The organism is Sphingobium sp. AntQ-1, assembly GCF_028538045.1.
Classification (GTDB): Bacteria; Pseudomonadota; Alphaproteobacteria; order Sphingomonadales; family Sphingomonadaceae; genus Sphingobium; species Sphingobium cupriresistens.
The window spans coordinates 1,328,895-1,350,000 of record NZ_CP117158.1; the positions used below are offsets into that span (position 1 = coordinate 1,328,895).

A 21,106-nucleotide genomic window follows, 5' to 3' on the forward strand; every position below is an offset into this window, starting at 1 on the left:
GCTTATTGCGGCCGCTTTTCGGGCGGCAGGTCGAACGGATCGTCGGCCCGCTGCCGCGATTGCGTCAGCAATTCCACATTGCGCTGCGGCCGCGCCTGGATGGATGGCGTCATCAACTCCGTCGATGTCGGCGCCGTCGCCGCTCCCACCGGCACGGCGGCCACATTCTGCCCGGTGACGGGTTTCAACGGCTGCCGCCCTCCGCACCCGGCCAGCACCAGCGCGATCATGGACAGGCCAGCCAGCGTCCGTGTCTTCATCATCCCAGCACCTCTTTGGCTTCGGCGATCCGCGCCCTTACCTGCGACGGCGCGGTGCCGCCATGGCTCTGGCGGCTGGCGACCGACGCATCGACCGTCAACACCGCATAGACCCGCTCGTCGATCCGCGCATCAATGTCTTTGAGCGTCGCGATCGGCAACTGATCCATCGGCACGCCCGCGCTTTCCGCCGCCGCGACCGCGCGCCCGGTGATATGATGCGCCTCGCGGAACGGGATGCCCCCTTCACGCACCAGCCAGTCGGCCAGGTCCGTCGCGGTCGCAAAGCCGCTTTCGGCCAGCCCGCGCATCCGGTCGGTGCGGAACGTCACCGTCCCGACCATGCCGGTCATCGCCGCGATCGACAGCGCCAGCAGGTCATGCGCCTCGAACACCGGCGGCTTGTCGTCCTGCATATCCTTCGAATAGGCGAGCGGCAGCCCCTTCATCGTCACGCACAAAGCGGTCATGCATCCCATGATTCGCCCGGCATGACCGCGCACCAGTTCGGCCGCGTCGGGGTTGCGCTTCTGCGGCATGATCGAACTGCCGGTCGAATAGGCGTCGGGCAATTTCACGAAGCCGAAGGGCTGGCTTGCCCAGATGATGAACTCCTCGGCCAGCCGCGACAGGTGCAGCGACGCCTGGGTCGCGGCCATCAGATAGTCGAGCGCGAAGTCGCGGTCGGATACGCTGTCCAGGCTGTTGTCGGTCGGCTTGGCGAAACCCAGCGCCGTCGCCGTCGCATAACGATCGGTCGGAAAGCCGGTGCCCGCCAGCGCCGCCGCGCCCAGCGGACATTCGTTCAGCCGCGCGCGCGCGTCGGCGAAGCGGCTGCGGTCGCGCCGCACCATCTCATAATAGGCCATCAGATGATGCCCCAGCGTCACCGGCTGCGCCGATTGCAAATGGGTGAAGCCCGGCATCACCGCGTCGGCCTGCTCCTCCGCCCGCGCCACAAGCGCGCGCTGGAGGCCGAGCAAGCCCGCCTCGACCTCGTCGATCGCGTCGCGCACCCACAGGCGGAAATCGGTCGCCACCTGGTCGTTGCGGCTGCGCGCCGTATGCAGCCGCCCCGCGACCGGACCGATCAGGTCGGCCAGCCGCGACTCGGTGACCATATGGATGTCTTCCAGGTCCAGATTGACCGGCACGCCGTTCGCTTCATATTCGGCGGCGATGGTGTCGAGTCCCGCTGCAATCGCGTCCGCATCGGCCTGCGCAACGATGCCCTGTGTGGCGAGCATCGCGACATGCGCCTTGGACCCGGCGATATCCTGTTTCCACAATCGCTTGTCGAAGGGGATGGAGGCATTTATCTCACGCATGATCGATGCCGGGCCGGCGGCGAACCGGCCGCCCCACATGCTGTTGGAGCCTGCTTCCGTGATATCGTCATTCCGCGCGCTAATGATACTGCTCCTGCCTGCCGCTCTGGCGGCTTGCGATAGGCAATCGCCGCCGAAGGAGCAAGCCAATGCCGCCCTCCCCGGTGAGGTTCCCGCCACGTCGGGAGAGGCGACAGGCGGCGCGACGAAGAAGGAGGGCGCCTTCGACTATCGGCTCGACCGCAGCAAGGCGGGCGCCCCCGCCCCCGACTTCGCCTTTCAGAATCCGGACGGCGGCGAAAGGACGCTACAGGATTTCGCCGGCAAGCCGATCCTCGTCAATCTCTGGGCGACCTGGTGCGCGCCCTGCATCGCGGAAATGCCCACGCTGGACCGGATCGCGGCGACATACGGTCCCAAGGGCCTCGCCGTCCTCACCATCTCGCAGGACAATCAGGGACTTAAGGCGGCCAAGCCCTTTTTCGCCAAACATGACCTGCCGCATTTAAAGGGCTGGGCAGACCCGGAAAACCAGCTGGGCTTCCACTATGCCACCGGCCTGCTGCCCACCACCGTCATCTACGATCGACAGGGGAAGGAAATGGTGCGGGTGATCGGCGCGATGGACTGGGAAGGACCGGAGGCGAAGGCCCTGATCGACGCGGCCATGGCGTCCTGACCGGCTGAATGAAACCATAACGAAGCAGAATCAAAAATCCGCCATGCCAATTGATTGCAAAATGGCGTGGCGGCGATGCACAGTTGTCACTTGCCGATTCGCTGATCCCCGCAATATCCTCGATCGCTTTTGCCATGGAAACAATTGAGAAATATTACGTTTTAGTGCATTTTTTTGCACTGCAATAGAGGATTGCCACAGCCCGTCCGTCATCCCCCTTGTCATCATAATGCAAAAACAGGGGGCATGAATGACGCGACTGTCCGCGCTCAAACTTTCACTTATTCTGGCTTCGTCCTGGTCCGTCTGCGCCATCGCGCAGGACGCGCCGCAGGAACCGCAGACCGATGACGGCGCCGCCATCATCGTCACCGGCACCCGCGCCGTCGGCATGCAGGCGGCCGACAGCGCCGCGCCGGTGCAGGTTTTCAGCCAAGAGGCGCTGAGCCATGTCGGCCAGCCGAACCTCAATCAGGCGCTGACCCAGATGGTCCCGTCCTTCACCGCCCAGACGCAGGGCACCGACATGTCGAATTTTTCGCTGTCGGCTCGCCTGCGCGGCCTCAGCCCCAACCACACGCTGGTCATGGTCAATGGCAAGCGTCGCCACGGTTCGGCCATCCTTCAGGTGATCGCAGGCCCGTTCCAAGGTTCGGCCGCGCCCTCCATCGACCTCATTCCGCCCGACGCCGTGTCGCGCATCGAAGTGCTGCAGGACGGCGCGGCCGCCGTGTACGGCACGGACGCGATTGCGGGCGCCATCAACCTGATCCTGAAAGACCAGTCCGAAGGCGGCACTTTCAAGGTCACCGGCGGCCAATATTATAACAGCGAAGGCGAACTCTTCTCCGCTTCGGGCAATGTCGGCTTCAAACTGGGCGAGGACGGCTATTTCAACCTTACCGCCTTCCATCGCCGCCAAAGCTACACAGAGGTGGCCTAGCAAAACTGCACATCGGGATAAGTGGATTTTCTGCCTGACGGCGGCCAGGATGGCCGCGTGACAGGAGTAGAGATGAGCAAACGACCACGCCGGAATCACAGCCCGGCATTCAAAGCGAAGGTGGCATTGGCCGCGGTGAAGGGCGAGAAGACGCTGGCGGAGCTGGCGCAGCAGTTTGACGTGCATCCGAACCAGATCACGCAATGGCGCGGGCAGCTTCTGGAAGGGGCTGCCGGTGTATTCGGGAGCGAGACGCGGAGCGAGGCTGCCGAGCCAGTGATCGACGTAAAGACGCTGCACGCCAAGATCGGTGAACTGACGTTGGTGAACGATTTTTTGTCAGGGGCGCTCGGGAAGGCGGGACTGTTGCCGAGCGCAAAACGATGATCGACCGTTCGCACGCACTGCCATTGGCGCGGCAAGCCCGGGAGCTGGGGATCAGCCGGGGCAGCATTTATTATCTGCCCAGACCGGTGCCTCCTGCCGATCTCGCCATCATGCGGCGGATCGACGAACTGCACCTGGAGTTTCCATTCGCCGGGAGCCGGATGCTGCGCGACCTGCTCCGGCAGGAGGGCTTCAAGATCGGCCGCCAGCATGTTGGCACGCTGATGAAGACGATGGCGATTGAGGCGATCTACCGCCGCCCGAGCACATCGAAGCCCGCGCTGGGGCACAAGATCTATCCCTATTTGTTGCGCAAGCTGGCGATCGTGCGTCCCAACCAAGTCTGGGCGACCGACATCAGTTACATTCCGATGGCGAGGGGCTTTGTCTATCTCGTTGCCATCGTGGACTGGTTCAGCCGCAAGGTTCTGGCCTGGCGGGTGTCGATCACGATGGAAGCCGATTTTTGTGTCGAGGCTCTGGAAGAAGCATTGGCGCGCTTCGGCAAACCGGAGATTTTCAATACCGATCAGGGCAGCCAATTCACGAGCATGGCCTTCACCAGCGTGCTGCTCCGAGAAAAAATCGCCATAAGCATGGATGGCAGGGGCGCGTGGCGCGACAATGTCGTTGTCGAGCGACTGTGGCGCTCAGTCAAATATGAGGAGGTTTACCTCCGGGCCTACGGCGGGGTCAGCGAAGCCCGCGCGTCGATCGGTCGTTATCTGAACTTTTACAATGGAAGGAGGCCACATTCGAGCCTCGCCGCCAGGACGCCGGATCAGGCGTATTTTGACAACCTGCCGGTAATGATGGCAGCATGAATTTGGCAACCAATACGGGGCGTCACTCCGATCGGGCTACGCCCTCCCTGCATGACGCCCCGTATTGGCAAGGCAAGGAACCCGGCAGACGATCCACTTAACAATTGCCGATCCCTGTTCAGACAAACCCGGCCACCTCTACACCTCGACCGGCACCGGTCAGGTCACCATGGCCGACATTGACGGCAATCCTTATGTCAATATGGCGGGCACCTATCCCGGACAGTTCGGGTCGACCAACAACTATTATGATCCGGCCTGGGCTGGCCTCGACCTCAACGGCATCAACGGCGGCCAGGCCAAGTCGCAGTTGAACTTGCTCTTCTACAATATGGGCTATGATTTCGGCGGGGTCGAACTCTACAGCTTCGGCGACGTGTCCCGTCGCGTTGGCTATGCCAAACAGGGCTATCGCCCACCCAACCGCATCTGCGCCAGCGCAACGGACCTGTCGACCTGCTTTGGCGACACCGGCACATTCGGCATGGTGCCGCAGCAGAAGGTGGAACAGAAGGAATATAGTTTCACCGTTGGCGCCAAGGGCGAATTTGGCGAAGGCTGGAACTATGATCTCAGCACCACATACGGCTATGATCAGAACAAGATCTGGACGATCGAATCGGCGCATCGCGCCCTCTGGATCGAATCCTATCAATCCTCTCTGCTGCCGGGTTCGACCGTCACCCCCAACACGGTGACCGACGCCTATGACGGCGGATTCAAGCTGAGCCAGCTGACCAACACGCTCGACATCCGCAAGGAATTCGACGTCGGCATGGCCGCGCCGCTGACCCTCGCCTTTGGCGGCGAATATCGGCGCGACACCTATGAAATCGTGGCCGGCGACTTCGCCGCGACTTACAAGGAAGGCGTCCAGTCCTTCCCCGGCTACAAGGATGTCGATGCGGGCAAGCATAGCCGCAGTTCGAAGGCCGGCTATATCAATCTGATCGCCACCCCAGTCGATGGCTGGACCGTCGATCTGGCGGGCCGCTACGAAGATTATAGCGACTTTGGCGATACCAAGATCGGCAAGATCACGACGCGCTACGACTTCTCGGACGCATTCGCGATCCGCGGCACGGCCAGCACTGGCTTCCGTGCGCCCACGCTCGCCGAATCCTTCTACTCGACCGTCAATGTTGGCCCGACCAGCGCGGTTCTTCAGCTTCCGGCCGGTTCGCCCGCCGCGATGCTGCTGGGCTTCAACGCGCTCAAGCCCGAAAAATCGACCAACTTCTCGGCCGGTATCGTACTGCGGCCGATCCCTCGTCTGGCGATCACCATCGACGGCTATTATATCAAGATCAAGAACCGCATTTCGGCCACCGCGTCGCTGCCGGCCATTCAGGGCGGCCTGCCAGTGGCGGGTGCGGAAGATATATTGGCGGCGATCGCCTCGACCGGCCTTGTGCTGGATACTGGACTGCAAACGCTGGGCGTAGCCAGCTTCACCAACCTGATCGACACCGAAACCTATGGCATCGATTTCGCGGCCCGTTACCCGATCGCACTCGATTTCGGCAAGCTCGACCTGTCGCTGACCGCCAACTACAACAAGACGAAGATCACCGACAACAAGAACCCGACCTTGTTCAGCACCGTTTCGGAAAGCTATATCGAGGATGCGTCGCCTGAATATAAGGTCGTCGCTGGCGTTAACTTCTCCAGCGGTCCCTTCTCTGCCAACCTACGTCAAACCTTCTACGGCAAGACCAGCGTGCTTGTCCGCTCCGCCCTGTCGGCGGCCGCGCTCAATGGCCAGTCGCAGGAACGGGATGGCGTGGTCAAGGCGACCGGGATCACCGATCTGGAAATGGGCTATGATTTCACCGACAATGTGACCTTCTCGATCGGCGCTAACAACCTGTTCGACAAGCGACCTGAAAAGCCCAAACTGCTGACCGGCGTGACCGTACTTCCTGGCCAGTCGCCCTATGAAAATGGGACAACGACCTGGAACTCCTATTACGGCCACGGGGCCTATGGATCGGCGGGCGGCTATTATTACGCGCGCATCGACTTCAAATTCTGATCGAAGTCACGAAGACAAGGGCCGGTTCGCCAAGGACCGGCCCTTTTCCTTGCCATCTTCATATGGGGGATTGTCCATGACAGCGCGTTTCGCCTTCCTGCTGGCCGCCATGGCCGTACCTTCCGCTCAAGCCGCTACCGTCGAACATAAGCAGGCGCCCGGCGCCATGATCGCAAGCGCCGCGATCATCCCGCCCGGCAGCACCCTCTATTATCTCTCCGGCGCCACCGGCGCGCCGATCGATCCCAAGGACATGGAAAGCCCGGACGCCTTCGGCGATACCGAAGCGCAGACCCTGTCCATCTTCACCAGGATGAAGGCGCAGCTCGCCGACATGGGCCTGACCATGGGCGACGTCGTCAAACTCACCGTCTTCCTGGTCGGCGACCCCAGGCTGGGCGGCAAGATGGACCGCGACGGCATGACCCGCGCGTACAAGAAATTCTTCGGCACGGCCGACCAGCCGAACCTGCCGACGCGCTCCGCCTTCCAGATCGCCGGCCTCGCCCGGCCGCAACAACTGGTCGAGATCGAGGCGATCGCCGCCAAGGCGCCCTGAGCGCGTTCCAATAGGGGGATATCATGACCGACAGCACCGCGCCCAGCCGCCGCGACCTCCTGACCATGATCGGCAAGGTCGGCGGCGCCGCCGCCATGTATCAGGCGATGACCGCGCTCGGCCACGCCGCCGAAACCCAGTTCACCGGCCCGCCGGTCCTGACCGGTGCCAAGCCGGGGGCGTCGGTCGTCATCCTGGGCGCTGGGCTGGCGGGCATGGCCGCCGCCTATGAGCTGCAAAAGGCCGGCTATGCGGTCAAAATCCTGGAATTTCAGGATCGCCCCGGCGGCCGTAACTATTCGCTGCGCGGCGGCGATACGTTCACCGAAAGCGACGGCACGGTGCAGAAGGTGCAGTTCGCGGCGGGCAATTACCTCAATCCCGGCCCCTGGCGCATCCCGCACCATCACAAGGCGCTGCTCCATTATTGCCGCCAGTTCGGCGTCGCGCTGGAGCCCTTCATCCAGCTCAACCACAACGGCTTCATCCATTCGACCGAAGCCTTTGGCGGCAAGCCGATGCGCTACAAGGAAGTCGCGACCGACTTCAAGGGCCACACCTCCGAACTGCTGGCCAAGGCGATCAGCGCCAAGGCGCTGGACGACAAGCTGTCCGCAGAGGATCAGGAAAAGCTGATGGAGGCGCTGCGCGGCTGGGGCGTGCTCGACAAGAATCTGGCCTATACCAGCAGCCTCAAGGTCTCCGCCCAGCGCGGCTACGACCAGGCGCCCGGCGGCGGTCGCAACGGCGCCCCCACCCCCTCGCAGATCGCCAAGCTCCAGGACGTGCTCGACCCGCAGGTCTGGACCGCCATGTCCTTCTATTTCAGCTATGTGATGCAGACGACGATGTTCCAACCTGTCGGCGGCATGGACATGATCGGCAAGGCGTTCGCGAAGCAGATCGGCAAGATCGTCACCTACAACGCCAAGGCGGTGAAGGTCGCCCAATCCGACAAGGGCGTGACCGTCAGCTACAAGGATGTCGCCACCGGCCAGATGCACGATGTCAGCGCCGATTATTGCGTCTGCACCATCCCGCTCTCGATCATCAGCCAGGTCGACATGCAGGTGTCCCCGGCGCTCAAGGCCGCGATGAAGGCGGTGCCCTATGGCGGCCACGTCAAGATCGGCCTCGAATTCAAGCGCCGCTTCTGGGAGGAAGACGACAATATCTATGGCGGCCACAGCTTCACCGACCAGTCGATCACCCAGCTCTCCTATCCCAATGACAGGATGTTCGGGTCCGGCCCTGCCGTGCTGCTCGGCGCCTTCGCCCGCGACCTTGCCGGCTTCCAGCTCGCCGGCATGACGCCGCAGCAGCGGATCGAAACCGCGCTGAAACAGGGCGAGGTCTTCCACCCGCAATATCGCAAGGAATATATGAACGGCGTATCCGTGCCCTGGAGCCGGGTGCCGTGGATATTGGGCTGCACCTCCGCCTGGAGCGAGGACAACCGCAAGGCGCATTACAAGGCTCTCGTCACGCTCGACAATCGCGTGGTGATGGCGGGCGAACATGCCAGTTACTATGGCGGCTGGATGGAAGGCTCCATCCTGTCGGGCATGGACGCAATCGCCCAGATCCACGACCATGCGCAGGCGGCCTGAGATGCAGCGCGGACTCCTCCGTCTCGCCGCGCTGGCGGTGCTGGCCGCCGCGCCCGCGCTCGCGGACTCCCCCGGTGGCCGCCCGGTCAAGCTGGCGCTGCCCGATGGCGAGCAGGTCTATAAGCAGGTCTGCGCCGCCTGCCATCTCGACCATGCGCAGGGGTCGCCCGACGGCACCGTCCCGGCGCTGGCCCATAATGCCAAGCTGGCCTCGGCGGACTATCCGATCACCGTCGTGATGAAGGGCCAGGGCGGGATGCCCTGGTTCTCCGAAATGCTTACCCCCGGCCAGGTCGCCGCCGTGGTCGGCTATGTCCGCACCCATTTCGACAACAGCTATGCCGATCCGGTCAGCGAAGCCGATGTGAAGCGCATCGCCGCCGCCATCCGGGCAAGCGAAGAATGACCGACGCCGCCCCCCTATCCCGCCGGATGCTGATGCACGGCGCAATCGGCGCCGCCACCGTCGCGGGCACAGCCCCAGCGCTCGCCCAGCGCGGGCGCAAGGTCGACCTGCCCGACGATCCAGCCGGCATGGCTGCGAGCCTGACCGACGCTGTCTATATCAACAGCAACGAACATCCGGTCGGCCCCTGCCCCGCGGCGCTCGCCGCGCTGGCGAAGCTGCCGCCGCTGTCGGGCCGCTACGGCATGGCCTTTGCCGGGAAGCTCGAAAGCCTGTTCGCACGCCAGAACGGGCTGGCTCCAGAACAGGTTCAGGTCCACCCCGGCTCCTTCATGCCGCTGCGCTCGGTGGCGCTCAGCTATTCCAGCGCTGATCGTCCGATCGCCTATTTCGAACCGACTTTCGACCAGGGTTTTCTCGGCCTCGACAATGCCAGCATCACCCGCTCGGTCGCGGCCCCGCTGTCGGGCGATTTCGCCGCCGACCCGCGCAAGCTGCTGGCCGCTGCGCCCGACGCCGGCGTCTATTATCTCTGCAATCCCAACAACCCGACCGGCCTCACCACCACCCGCGCCGATATCGACTGGCTGCTGGCCAACAAGCCCAAGGGCAGCATCCTGCTGGTGGACGAAGCCTATATCCATTTCAGCGACGCCCAAAGCTGCCTCGATCTGGTCGCCCAAGGCGCTGACCTGCTGGTCACCCGCACCTTTTCGAAAATCTACGGCCTGGCCGGCCTGCGCTGCGGCCTGATCGCCGGGCGCAAGGATTTGCTCGACGGCATGGCGCGCTACGGCACCAACATCACGCCCATGCCGGCCGTGCTGGCGGCAGAGGCCAGCCTGCTCGATCCGACCCTGCTCCCGACCCGCAAGGCGGAAAACAAGGCGGTGCGCGACGATCTGTTCGGCTGGCTCGACGCCAGGGGGCTGCGCTACCTGCCCAGCCAGGCCAGCTTCGCCATGATCCATGTCGGCCGCCCCGGCGCCGCCGTCACCGCCGCGCTGGCGCAGGCGGGCATATTCATCGGCGGCCCGCGCAAACATATGGACGACTGGATCCGCGTCTCCTTTGGCAGCCCGGCCGAAATGCAGGCGTTCAAGGCGGCCTTCCTCAAGGTCATGGCATGACGATCAGCCGCCGTCAGGCGCTGGGCGCGGCGATCGCCGTCCCACTGGCGGCGCAAGCGGCGCAGGCGGGCCGCGCCAGCAAGCCCAGCCTGCCGGACAGATCCAGCTTCGCCGCCACCCCCATCGCCTATCTCGACAGCGCCTCTACCCACCCGATCAGCCTGGGCGCGCGCGCAGCGATGGACGCCTATGTCGCCGCCCGCACGCTCGATCCCGCCGCCGCGGCGCTGAGGCCTGTGGACCGCGCCGCCACCATCGCCAAATTCGCGCGACTGGTGAACGCCGACCCGGACGAACTTTGCTGGGTCCAGTCCACCACCATGGGCGAACAGGCCGTGCTCCGCGCGCTCGGCTTCCCGCACAAGGGCGGCCGGGTCGTCACCGACACGCTGCATTTCTACGCCGGCTTCCCCATGTATCGGGAACTGGCGAAACAGGGCGTCGATGTCGCCTGGGTGCAGGCGCGCGACGGCCGCATCGCGATGGACGACATGGCCAAAGCCATCACCCCCGGCACGACGCTGGTCAGCCTCTCGCTCGTTTCCACCTATAATGGCTTCCAGCATGACCTGAAGGCCGTCTGCGACCTCGCCCATGCCGCCGGCGCGCTGGTCTATGCCGACATCATCCACGCGGCCGGGGCAGTCCCGGTCGATCTCCACGCCAGCAGCGTCGATTTCGCCGCCTGCGCCACCTATAAATGGCTGATGGGCGATTTCGGCCTCGGCTTCCTCTACGCCCGGCGCGGCGTGCTGGACGCCCTGCCGCTGGCCGATTTCGGCTATTACGGCTTCGCCGCGCCCGGCGCCCCGCCCGGCATCGGCCTGTCCCCGCCGCAAACCCATGTCTATCCGATGGACCCGCCCGGAAATGAACCGGTCAGCTACGCCATCCGCCCCGGCGCGCTGGGCCATTTCGGCACCGGCACCTATGCGCAGGCGGTGGTCGCCGCGATCGACCATGGCCTCGACCATATCGCTACCCTCACCGTCCCCGCGATCCAGGCTCATGCCCAAAGCCTGATCGCCCCGCTCCGCGACGGCCTGACCGCCAAGGGCTACCGCCTCATCACCCCGCCCGGCACGCGAACGCCGCTGCTGACCGCCCTGCTGCCCGACGCGAAAACCCGCCTCGCCGACCCACTGGCCAAGGCGCAGGTGCGTATTTCGCTGCACGACCATCATTTCCGCATCGCGCCGTCGATCTTCAACGACAGGGCGGATGTCGACCGCCTGCTTGCCGCGCTACCCCGCGCCTGACATCTTAGGGAGAGACTTATGAAGCACCTTCTCGCCACCGCCCTGCTGCTGGCCGCCGCACCCGCCTTCGCCCAACCCGCGCTGGCCCAGCCCGCCGCCGCGCCGCAAGCCCTGCCCGCCAAGCTCCCCTTTTCGCCGTCGATCCGGGTCGGCGACCTTCTCTTCATGTCCGGCCAGATCGGTCAGGCGCCCGAAGGCATGGACAAGCATAAGGAAGGCTTCGACGCCGCGGTGAAGGGGGCGATGGATTCGATCGGCAAGATATTGGCGAGCAATGGCCTGGATTTCGGCCATGTCGTCAAATGCACGGTCATGCTGGACGACATGGCCGACTGGCCGCGCTTCAACGCCGCCTATCTCCCCTATTTCGAAGGCAAACGCCTTCCCACCCGCAGCGCCTTCGGCGCCGACGGCCTGGCGCTGGGCGCGCCGCTAGAGGTGGAATGCATCGCCGCGTTCAAATCTTAAATCCCTCCCCTTCAGGGGAGGGGTTGGGGTGGGGGCTTTCGATAACACCCGACCTTGAGACAGGTGGCCTCTACCTCTCCAAGAGGTCTAGCGGGAAAAGGGTGAGACGGTCAAAGTGCCACAGCCTCCCGCACCACCAGCACCGGCACGCCATCGCGCACCGGAAAGGCCAGTCCCGCCGCGTCCGACACCAGCGCGCTGCGCGCCGCATCCCACCGCAACGGCGTCCGCGTCACCGGGCAGACCAGCTTCTCCAGCAACCAGGGATTAATCGGCGCAATTTCGCTCACAGCCCGCTCATTGCATCGTCGCCCCGCCATCGCGCTCGATCCGGCCGACGATCTGCATCAGCTGGATGATCCGCTCCGACCGTTCGGACAGCGTATCCGCCTCCAGCAATGTCTGCTTGGCCGCCGGGTCGAACGGCACGATCTGCGCGATGCCATTGACCAGCGCGGTATCGTCCAGTTGCGACACCGCGGTCCAGTCCACCACATAGCCCAGCGCATCGGCGAAGCGCCGCGATTCCTGCTCCAGCGCCGCCCGCTCCGCCATGTGCAGCACCTCATCTTCCTGCGGCGCCTGCTCGACATCGGCCTCGATCTGTCGAAATTGCGTCGGCACCTGCAATTCGCGCACCAGCCGGAACCGCGCCAGGCCGGTCAGCACGATATTGAACCGCCCATCCTCCAAAGCTTCGATCTGACTGACATGACCCAAACAGCCCATATCGAACAATGGCGGTACGGTGCCGGTTCCGCGCGGCTGTATCATGCCGATCCGCCGGTCGCGCGCCATCGCGTCATGGATCAGCGCGCGGTATCGCGGCTCGAAAATATGCAGCGGCAGGTCCATCCCCGGCAACAGCAGCGCGCCGGACAATGGAAAGATTGAGACGCGCGCCAGTGGCATGGCGGTTACGAAAACAGGATCTGGGAGAGTTTGCGCCGCTGCGCCGACACCCACGGATCTTCCAGCCCCACCGCGTCGAATATGGTCAGCAACTGCGCCCGCGCCGCGCCGTCGTTCCAGGCCCGGTCGCGCCGCACGATCTCCAGCAGCGCGTCGGCCGCACCATCGCGGTCGCCATTGGCCATCAGCCCGCCGGCCAGTTCGAACCGCGCCTCATGATCGTCGGGATCGGCCTCCACCTTCGCCTGCACGCTCGACAGGTCGGCGACCGGCTTCACGTCCCGCGCCAGCGCGATCGCCGCGCGCGCCTGATCGATCGCGACATTTCTGGCGACATCGGCCGGCAGCGCATCCAGCACCGCTTCCGCCTCGTCCAGCCGCCCCAGCGCCACCAGCGCCCGCGCCAGACCGGACGCCACCTCGACATTGTCGGGCACCATCTCGGCGATCTGGCCGAACACCGACAAAGCGCGCTCCGCATCGCCCGCCGCCAGCACCTCCTCGCCCATGGCGATCAGCGGCGCGATTTCCTGCAACTGCGCCTTCTCATCCGATTCGATCGGCAATTGCGACAGCAACTGATCGAGATATTGCTTGAGTTGCCCTTCGGTTCGCGCCTGAGTGAGGTCCGCGACCGGCTGGCCCTGGAACACGGCATAGACGGTCGGGATCGACTGCACGCGAAACTGGCTCGCGATGAAGCCATTCTCATCGACATTGACCTTGACCAGCTTGACGCCCTTGGCCGCATAGTCGGCGCAGACCTTCTCGATCACCGGGGCCAGTTGCTTGCACGGGCCGCACCATTCGGCCCAGAAATCGACGATCACCAACTGCGTGCGCGAAGGCTCCACCACATCCTGGCGAAACGCCTCCACGGCCGCCTTGTCGGCCTCGCTCAATCCCAGGGTCGCCACGCTTCATTTCTCCTGTCCATGCGGTCATGCGCCGCCGTCATACCGCGCCTTATGTGGGGCGTCACCCCTTTGGGACAAGACGGATGCGGGAAAGGATCAGAAGGTGTAGCCCACGCCGATCGCGCCGACCCACTGGTTGCGCGACCCCACGTCCGCCACGATGGGCGAATCCGCATATTTGCCTAGCACCCGCGCATAGCCCGCGACACCGAACACGGCCCAGCCCTTGCGCAGGTCGCCCGACAACGACTTGCCGGCCGAAAGGTTGACGTTCAACCGCTTGAAGCCCGATCCGCGCCCGGCCCGGTCATAGACCGCCAGCCCGCTCGCCAGGCTCTCCTGCGGCGTGATGTCGAAATAAGTGCGGCCATATTTTTTGCCGACATAATCCGCCGACACCGACGCGCCGACAAAACTCGTCATCGACAGCGGCGTGTAATATTCGATCGTGGGCGTGATGACGGCGCCGCCATGCGCGCCCGCGACATCCTTGGTCACCGCGACCCGCGCGGCGAGATTGTCATAATCGCTGGTGATGACCCCGGTCTTGCCGATGCCGACGAAGCCGCCGACCTCCACCGCTATGTCGCGCTTGCCCAGCAACCGCACGGCGTCGTCCTTGATCCCCTTGCGGCTGGTGCGGTCCAACCGGACATTGACCACCGGGCCAAGTTCGAAGTCAAAGCCTGTGCCGGTCGGATCGGGGATAGCATCGACATAGAGCGCCGTGCCACGGGTCCAGAAAGCGAAGTCACGCACCTTGCCGCGCGCCTGCACGATCGGCATCACGCGATATTCATCGGCCCCTTCATAGCTGGGGATGACCGCCGCCCCCGCGCCGATGGTCAACATGCTGTGCTGTTCCTCCTCCTGCGCCATGGCGGGGCCGCAAAGGGGCAGGGCCGCGACGATCGTCGCGGCCAGTCGGCTGCGGAAAAAATGCATGATGGCCCTATTCGTAAAACTGCGTTTGGACCTAAGAATGTTTTGAGGGGGTTACAGGTTCCCGCCCTCTGTTTCAGAGGAAATATTTGAGCCTGATCGCCTGCTCCACCGGCGCGCCCGCGACCGGAAAACTGGCCGAACCAAAGCTCGGCGCGCCGAAACGCAGCACCGGATTGCGCGAAAAGCCCACACCCTCGCGCGGGATGCCCATGAATGTGTCCAGCTTGCCATTGCCATTTTCATCATGGACGATGGCGATCGCATAATCGCCCGGCGCGACCGTGCCAAGCGGGATCGGCCCGCTCTTCACCGGCACCGCGAAATGCCGCTTGTCAGGGTCTTTGGCGCAATCTGGGAAATACGCGGCCGATCGGGTGACGCACACCAATATCTGCCCTCTGGTCGATCGCAGCCCCTCCAACGTCATGCTGAGCGCCTGGGGCTGCCCCGCTGCCCCTGCACCCGATCCTGCAATGGCCATGAACAATAGCGCTCCCAACCGCCTCACGCACCCACCTTCTTGAAATCGCCCAGCCCCTTATCGGTGCCGCACAGGCGGTCCCAAACGCGGAAATATAGCCCGTAATTACAATTATACTGGTCATGATGCCGCTGATGATGGGTGGCGGTTATCAACCACCCGCCCATCGGCCCGCGCACCATCCACCGGGGGAACATCTCCCATCCCATATGGTTGCTCACCCCCATGATCGTCATGATTGTCAGCACGCATCCCAGCGCGCCGACATGGATGGGAATCAGGAACACCAGAGCCGGGATCACCACCGCCCCGGTCAGCGCCTCCCAGGGATGGAAACTCATCGCCGCCCAGGCGGTCGGCGGTCGGCTGGCATGATGCACCGCATGGGCGATGCGGAATAGCTTGGGCCGGTGCATCCAGCGATGCGTCCAGTAAAACCATGTGTCGTGCGCGGCCAGATATAGCAGCACCGACAGCGGCAGCCACCACAGCGGAAAATCCCGCACGTCGCTGTAGATGCGCGTCCAGCCTCGCTCCTGCCAGCCCCAGGCCACCACGCCGGCGGGCGCGCCATAGATCAGCGCGGACGCCAGCGACCAGCCGATCTCCCGCCCCATCTGCTTTTCCAGCCCGCGATACAGCCCCGGCTGGCGAATCCGCGTCGCCAGCGCAAACCCGCCGCTCGCCAGCAGATAGCGGACGCCGACAATGACGCTCATCGCCAGGGCGGACAGAAGGATGGCTGCGACCATGGGGAGCGCTATACAGACTTCTTGATAGGTGACGAATAGGGTTGGTCGAGATTTCGTCCAGATGGAGCCGAAAAGCGTGACTTTCGAGTAGCTCGGAACGAGTCACGCGCCTCGTTCCGACGCAGCATACTTAAAGTACGTGAGCGCCGGAGCGCAGAAAAGCGCGCCTTGCAGGCCCATATGGGCGGAATATCGGCCAACCCTAAGTCCGCGGCCGCGCCTGCCGATAGCTGCCCAACTGCCGCACCCACTTGGTGTGGAACTCCAGCTCCGCCAAAGCCCGGTCCACCGCCGGATCGCCCGGCATCCCCTCGATATCGCAGAAAAACTCCGTCGCGGCGAAACTGGCTCCGCGCTGGTAGCTTTCCAGCTTGGTCATATTGACCCCGTTGGTCGCAAAGCCGCCCATCGCCTTGTAGAGTGCGGCGGGCACATTCTTCACCTCGAACAGGAATGTCGTCATCACCGGCCCGACATGGGCGACCGGCATCCTGCCCTCCTGCGCCAGCACCAGGAAGCGGGTCATATTGTCGTCGCTATCCTCGATATTCTCGGCAATCAGGCGCAGCCCATAGAGTTCCGCCGCCAGATAGGGCGCAATCGCCCCTTCGCCCGGCGTGCGCGTCTCCGCCACCAGCGCCGCCGCGCCCGCCGTATCGGCATAGGCGACCGGCTGGATACCGCGCTCGCGCAGATAATGGCGGCACTGGCCCAGCGCCTGCGGATGGCTGATCGCGCTCTTTACCGGGCTGTCGTCGGGCGCCATCAGGCAATGCCGGATACGCAGGAAATATTCGTCGACGATGCTCAGCCCCGATTCGGGCAGCAGGAAATGCATGTCCGCCACTCGCCCGTGCAGGCTGTTTTCAATCGGAATAATCGCCCGCGCCGCCAGCCCGTTCCGCACCGCGTCGATCGCATCCTCGAACGCGAAGCAGGGCAGCGGCACGCAATCGGGCGCATAGCCCAATGCGGCCAGATGCGAATTGGCGCCGGGCGCGCCCTGATAGGCGACGGCGCGCGCCGGGTCGGCGGCGGCCTTTTGCGCGAGTTGTGCGACGATCGCGCGGGCGGGGGCGGGATAATTTTCCATGACTGGCTGCGCGCTTAGGGTTTCACCTGCCCCCACGCAAGCATCGCCGCGGCGTCCGCGCACGCAAAGGGCGATTTACCGTGCCAACCCGGCTTGCATGGTGGCGTGTCCGCCATTATGGCAGCCCACAAGAGGGGGCGCGGAAGACAGCCGCCAGAACAGAAGCGCAAGGGAAATCGAGCGAAATGGGCGATCGTTTCAACACCGTGGCGGGCTGGGCTTTGTTTGCGGGGATCATCGCGCTGGGTGGCGCGATCGTCAGTTCCAAATATTTCCATGACGAACGCCCCGAAAAGATGGGCTACGCGATCGAAGGCGTCGAAGCCGAGGGCGAGGGCGGCGACACCGGCCCTGGCCTCAACACCCTGCTGGCCAGCGCGGACGTCGCGGCCGGTGAGAAGGTGTTCGCCAAATGCGCCGCCTGCCACACCGTGAACCAGGGCGGCGCCAACGGCATCGGTCCCAATCTCTACGCCACGGTCGGCGAATCGATCGGCCAGGGCAAGGGCGGCTTCGCCTTCTCCGACGCGCTCAAGAGCAAAGGCGGCGAATGGAGCTTCGACAATCTCGATCACTGGCTGAAAAGCCCGCGTGAATTCGCGCCCGGCACCAAGATGACCTTTGCAGGGCTCGGCAATCCGGCCGATCGCGCCAACCTGATCGCCTGGCTCAACACGCAGGGGTCCAACCTGCCGCTGCCCGCAGCCGACGCCGCGCCTGCCGCAGCGGAAGGCGCCAACGCCGCCGAAGCCGGCAATGCCGCCAATGCGACGGAAGCCCCCGCAGCGAACGCGGCCAACGCCAGCGAATAAGCGGCGTCACAGAGCAACGAGAAAGGGCGCGGCGCTGATTGCCGCGCCCTTTCTCGTTTGGGGCTGGTTGCGTCCGCAGCGAAGCGACCCTGCCGCATAATGTGATGGCCGATGTGCGTAGGTTGCAGACACCCCACTCCTATGCCGTCATCTCCGCGCAAGCGGGGTGGCGGAGAGGAGCGCGACTCTTCACCGACATCCCGCCTTTGCACCGTGTCAAAGGTTGGGAGACAGGCTCCCGCCTGCGCGGGAATGACAAAAAGAGTGGGTAGCAGACGTTGCCGCAACTGAATGACTGACCGGCTGACGCCGGCAGGATTATGGCGCGGGGCGGAAGCTGTTTTGTGGCCAGTGGCTTGCGCGGCCTGTCGCGAAGTTCCGTTGGTCATCACGCAGGAAAAAGCGCTGGCGGCCATTCCGGAAGCGCTTTGCAGAATATGTTGGTTGCGGGAGCAGGATTTGAACCTGCGACCTTCAGGTTATGAGCCTGACGAGCTACCGGGCTGCTCCATCCCGCGTCACCAACATGGGCTGCGTTTTGCAGCCTGCGAAGCATTTTTGCTTGTCATCCCGCTTTTGCGGTCTGACGGCGGGCTGCTTCATCCCGCGTCACCAACGGTAAAAGGGCGACCTTTTGGGTCGCCCTTTTATGAGACTTATGAATGGGTTTTATGTTTGTCCGATATATGCGCGAGCTTCAATGCCTGGCGACGCCCTACTCTTCCAGTGCTTGAGCAATAGTACCATCGGCGCAGACTGGTTTCACGGCCGAGTTCGGGATGGGATCGGGTGGGTCACAGACGCTATGGTCACCAAGCAATGAAGCTGGCGCATATATGGGTTTTTGATCGATGCCGTGCACATGAGTATTTGCTTGCCAAACACGGCAACAGCCGCGTTTGGTGTATGTTTTGTAAGCGTATATCTGGGCTGGCTTAACAACCTGCGATCGCCGAGCTTTGCTGTTTCCAGCATTGTCGTTGATGGTGGGACTCTGCGGTTCACAAGTGAACCGTTTAAGCGCGAATAGGACAATTAGTATCGGTTAGCTTCATGCGTTACCGCACTTCCACATCCGATCTATCAAGGTCGTGGTCTTCGACCGTCCTGAGAAATCTTATCTTGAGGGAGGCTTCCCGCTTAGATGCTTTCAGCGGTTATCCCGTCCATACATAGCTACCCAGCTGCGCTCCTGGCGGAACGACTGGTACACCAGAGGTATGTTCAACCCGGTCCTCTCGTACTAGGGTCAACTCCTCTCAAATTTCGACGCCCACGGCAGATAGGGACCAAACTGTCTCGCGACGTTCTGAACCCAGCTCACGTACCACTTTAATTGGCGAACAGCCAAACCCTTGGGACCTGCTCCAGCCCCAGGATGTGATGAGCCGACATCGAGGTGCCAAACGATTCCGTCGATATGAGCTCTTGGGAATCATCAGCCTGTTATCCCCGGCGTACCTTTTATCCGTTGAGCGATGGCCCTTCCACGAGGGACCACCGGATCACTATGACCGACTTTCGTCTCTGCTCGACTTGTCAGTCTCGCAGTCAGGCGGGCTTATGCCATTGCACTCTAACAGACGGTTTCCAACCGTCCTGAGCCCACCATCGCGCGCCTCCGTTACTCTTTAGGAGGCGACCGCCCCAGTCAAACTACCCACCACAGAGGGTCCCTGTACCGGATAACGGTACGAGGTTAGACATCAGAAAACAGCAGGGTGGTATTTCACCTATGGCTCCACATCAACTGGCGTCGATGCTTCAAAGCCTCCCACCTATGCTACACAGCTCTTTCCTAATGCCACTCTGAAGTTGCAGTAAAGGTGCACGGGGTCTTTCCGTCTAACCGCGGGTACTCCGCATCTTCACGGAGAATTCAATTTCGCTGAGCATATCCTGGAGACAGTGGGGAAGTCGTTACGCCATTCGTGCAGGTCGGAACTTACCCGACAAGGAATTTCGCTACCTTAGGACCGTTATAGTTACGGCCGCCGTTTACCTGGGCTTCAATTCAGAGCTTGCACTCCTCCTCTTAACCTTCAGGCACCGGGCAGGCGTCAGGCCCTATACGTCGTCTTGAAGCCGACTTAGCAGAGCCCTGTGTTTTTGCTAAACAGTCGCTACCCCCTGGCCTGTGCCCCCCACAAGAGCTTGCGCTTATGTGGGGCCTCCTTCTTCCGAAGGTACGGAGGCAATTTGCCGAGTTCCTTCAGGATACTTCTCTCAAACGCCTTGGTATACTCTACCATTCCACCTGTGTCGGTTTAGGGTACGGTCTATACGGAGGGGCTATTTCCTGGGACAACTTCACAGCCTGGAGCAATCCAATAAGCCCAGACCATTTACGCCATCCGTCACACACCTCCAGGCCCACGAATATTAACGTGGTTCCCATCGACTACCCCCTTCGGGCTCGTCTTAGGGGCCGGCTTACCCTGCTCAGATTAGCTTTAAGCAGGAACCCTTGGAATTTCGGCGACAGTGCATCTCACACTGTTAATCGCTACTCATGTCTGCATTCGCACTTCCGATACCTCCACGGTCGGTTACCCTCCCGCTTCAACGGCCTACGGAACGCTCCGCTACCGCTTGGATCAAAGATCCAAACCCTAAGCTTCGGTGCATCACTTTAGCCCCGTTACATCTTCGCCGCAGGATCTCTTGTTTAGACCAGTGAGCTGTTACGCTTTCTTTAAAGGATGGCTGCTTCTAAGCCAACCTCCTGGTTGTTTTGGAAATCCCACATGCTTTCCCACTTAGTGATGACTTGGGGACCTTAGCTGTAGGTTAGGGCTGTTTCCCTTTTGACGACGGACCTTAGCACCCGCCGTCTGTCTGCCGGACTAGACTCGTTGGTATTCGGAGTTTGGTTAGTGTTGGTAGATCTCGCGACCCCCGCAACCATCCAGTGCTCTACCCCCAACGGCAATCATCCGACGCTCTACCTCAATAGATTTCGCGGAGAACCAGCTATTTCCCGGCTTGATTGGCCTTTCACCCCTAAGCACAACTCATCCGACAATTTTTCAACATTGAACGGTTCGGTCCTCCAGTGCGTGTTACCGCACCTTCAACCTGGTCATGCATAGATCGCCGGGTTTCGGGTCTAATGCATCAAACTATGGTCGCCCTGTTCAGACTCGCTTTCGCTGCGCCTACACCTAACGGCTTAAGCTTGCTTGATACACTAAGTCACAGACCCATTATGCAAGAGGTACGCGGTCAGGTCTCAAGGACCCTCCCACTGCTTGTAGGCATCCGGTTTCAGGTACTGTTTCACTCCCCTCATCGGGGTGCTTTTCA

18 protein-coding genes, 1 tRNA gene, 2 rRNA genes and 2 pseudogenes (1 of these 23 running past the window's edge) are annotated in these 21,106 nt (G+C 62.8%); 11 read left to right on the forward strand and 12 right to left on the reverse strand.

The window, feature by feature from the left end:
• Positions 1 to 2: 2 nt before the first annotated feature.
• Positions 3 to 260 carry an argininosuccinate lyase gene (locus tag sphantq_RS06545; protein ID WP_066604682.1) on the reverse strand — a complete coding sequence of 86 codons (258 nt, stop codon included), beginning with the start codon at positions 258 to 260 and terminating at the stop codon, positions 3 to 5.
• Positions 260 to 1,627: an argininosuccinate lyase gene (gene argH, locus sphantq_RS06550; RefSeq protein WP_066604684.1), complete on the reverse strand. Its 1,368-nt coding sequence runs from the start codon at positions 1,625 to 1,627 to the stop codon at positions 260 to 262. Before argH ends, sphantq_RS06545 begins: the two co-directional genes overlap by 1 nt.
• Before the next feature lie 43 nt (positions 1,628 to 1,670).
• Between argH and sphantq_RS06555 the strand changes: the two genes are divergently transcribed.
• From sphantq_RS06555 to sphantq_RS06600, 10 genes and pseudogenes are all read left to right on the forward strand, one after another.
• Positions 1,671 to 2,267 carry a TlpA family protein disulfide reductase gene (locus sphantq_RS06555; RefSeq protein WP_066604692.1) on the forward strand — a complete coding sequence of 199 codons (597 nt, stop codon included), beginning with the start codon at positions 1,671 to 1,673 and terminating at the stop codon, positions 2,265 to 2,267.
• A 250-nt stretch (positions 2,268 to 2,517) separates the two neighbouring features.
• Positions 2,518 to 3,198, forward strand: a pseudogene (locus sphantq_RS06560) (TonB-dependent receptor plug domain-containing protein); the annotation flags it as partial.
• An 84-nt stretch (positions 3,199 to 3,282) separates the two neighbouring features.
• A protein-coding gene (locus sphantq_RS06565; protein ID WP_443021536.1) for an IS3 family transposase occupies positions 3,283 to 4,421 on the forward strand; the annotation gives its coding sequence in 2 pieces (ribosomal slippage) (positions 3,283 to 3,549 and positions 3,552 to 4,421; 1,137 coding nt in all).
• 139 nt (positions 4,422 to 4,560) lie between these two features.
• Positions 4,561 to 6,456: pseudogene (locus sphantq_RS06570) on the forward strand (TonB-dependent receptor domain-containing protein); the annotation flags it as partial.
• Positions 6,457 to 6,532: 76 nt separating this feature from the next.
• Positions 6,533 to 7,015, forward strand: a complete 483-nt coding sequence (locus tag sphantq_RS06575) for a RidA family protein (RefSeq protein WP_129925839.1) — start codon at positions 6,533 to 6,535, stop codon at positions 7,013 to 7,015.
• A 23-nt stretch (positions 7,016 to 7,038) separates the two neighbouring features.
• Complete coding sequence (locus sphantq_RS06580) at positions 7,039 to 8,625, forward strand: flavin monoamine oxidase family protein (protein ID WP_272799874.1); 1,587 nt, start codon at positions 7,039 to 7,041, stop codon at positions 8,623 to 8,625.
• A gap of 1 nt (position 8,626) precedes the next feature.
• On the forward strand, positions 8,627 to 9,031 hold the full coding sequence (locus sphantq_RS06585; RefSeq protein WP_272799875.1) for a c-type cytochrome: 405 nt from the start codon (positions 8,627 to 8,629) through the stop codon (positions 9,029 to 9,031).
• A complete protein-coding gene (locus sphantq_RS06590) occupies positions 9,028 to 10,161 on the forward strand; it encodes an aminotransferase class I/II-fold pyridoxal phosphate-dependent enzyme (RefSeq protein WP_272799876.1) in 1,134 nt (377 codons plus the stop codon). The genes sphantq_RS06585 and sphantq_RS06590 overlap by 4 nt, the downstream gene beginning before the upstream one ends.
• On the forward strand, positions 10,158 to 11,420 hold the full coding sequence (locus tag sphantq_RS06595) for an aminotransferase class V-fold PLP-dependent enzyme (RefSeq protein ID WP_272799877.1): 1,263 nt from the start codon (positions 10,158 to 10,160) through the stop codon (positions 11,418 to 11,420). The genes sphantq_RS06590 and sphantq_RS06595 overlap by 4 nt, the downstream gene beginning before the upstream one ends.
• Positions 11,421 to 11,438: 18 nt before the next feature.
• Positions 11,439 to 11,888 (forward strand): RidA family protein, encoded by a 450-nt coding sequence (locus tag sphantq_RS06600; RefSeq protein WP_129925834.1) that lies wholly within the window; start codon positions 11,439 to 11,441, stop codon positions 11,886 to 11,888.
• A 110-nt stretch (positions 11,889 to 11,998) separates the two neighbouring features.
• Here sphantq_RS06600 and sphantq_RS06605 read toward each other — a convergent pair whose 3' ends face one another.
• The 7 genes from sphantq_RS06605 to sphantq_RS06635 form a co-directional block, all read right to left on the reverse strand.
• Positions 11,999 to 12,208, reverse strand: a complete 210-nt coding sequence (locus sphantq_RS06605) for a Trm112 family protein (RefSeq protein WP_272799878.1) — start codon at positions 12,206 to 12,208, stop codon at positions 11,999 to 12,001.
• Positions 12,186 to 12,800, reverse strand: coding sequence for an LON peptidase substrate-binding domain-containing protein (locus tag sphantq_RS06610; protein WP_066604716.1), 615 nt, complete (start codon positions 12,798 to 12,800; stop codon positions 12,186 to 12,188). The genes sphantq_RS06605 and sphantq_RS06610 overlap by 23 nt, the downstream gene beginning before the upstream one ends.
• A gap of 5 nt (positions 12,801 to 12,805) precedes the next feature.
• Positions 12,806 to 13,717: a tetratricopeptide repeat protein gene (locus sphantq_RS06615; protein WP_129925832.1), complete on the reverse strand. Its 912-nt coding sequence runs from the start codon at positions 13,715 to 13,717 to the stop codon at positions 12,806 to 12,808.
• A 96-nt stretch (positions 13,718 to 13,813) separates the two neighbouring features.
• The gene (locus sphantq_RS06620; RefSeq protein WP_272799879.1) at positions 13,814 to 14,662 is read right to left on the reverse strand and encodes a MipA/OmpV family protein; all 849 of its coding nucleotides are present in this window, start codon (positions 14,660 to 14,662) and stop codon (positions 13,814 to 13,816) included.
• 73 nt (positions 14,663 to 14,735) lie between these two features.
• Positions 14,736 to 15,143 (reverse strand): DUF2141 domain-containing protein, encoded by a 408-nt coding sequence (locus sphantq_RS06625; RefSeq protein ID WP_066604726.1) that lies wholly within the window; start codon positions 15,141 to 15,143, stop codon positions 14,736 to 14,738.
• A gap of 23 nt (positions 15,144 to 15,166) precedes the next feature.
• On the reverse strand, positions 15,167 to 15,895 hold the full coding sequence (locus sphantq_RS06630; protein ID WP_066604727.1) for a sterol desaturase family protein: 729 nt from the start codon (positions 15,893 to 15,895) through the stop codon (positions 15,167 to 15,169).
• 202 nt (positions 15,896 to 16,097) lie between these two features.
• On the reverse strand, positions 16,098 to 16,988 hold the full coding sequence (locus sphantq_RS06635) for a prephenate dehydratase (RefSeq protein ID WP_066604729.1): 891 nt from the start codon (positions 16,986 to 16,988) through the stop codon (positions 16,098 to 16,100).
• Between the two features lie 185 nt (positions 16,989 to 17,173).
• Here sphantq_RS06635 and sphantq_RS06640 point away from each other — a divergent pair, with 185 nt between their 5' ends.
• A complete protein-coding gene (locus sphantq_RS06640) occupies positions 17,174 to 17,800 on the forward strand; it encodes a c-type cytochrome (RefSeq protein ID WP_066604732.1) in 627 nt (208 codons plus the stop codon).
• Positions 17,801 to 18,241: 441 nt separating this feature from the next.
• On the opposite strand, the gene sphantq_RS06645 is transcribed toward sphantq_RS06640, so the two are convergent.
• From sphantq_RS06645 to sphantq_RS06655, 3 genes are all read right to left on the reverse strand, one after another.
• Positions 18,242 to 18,318 (reverse strand) — tRNA-Met (locus sphantq_RS06645).
• 184 nt (positions 18,319 to 18,502) lie between these two features.
• A 5S ribosomal RNA gene (gene rrf, locus sphantq_RS06650) occupies positions 18,503 to 18,617 on the reverse strand.
• 199 nt (positions 18,618 to 18,816) lie between these two features.
• Positions 18,817 to 21,106, reverse strand: a 23S ribosomal RNA gene (locus tag sphantq_RS06655); it runs 517 nt beyond the window's last position.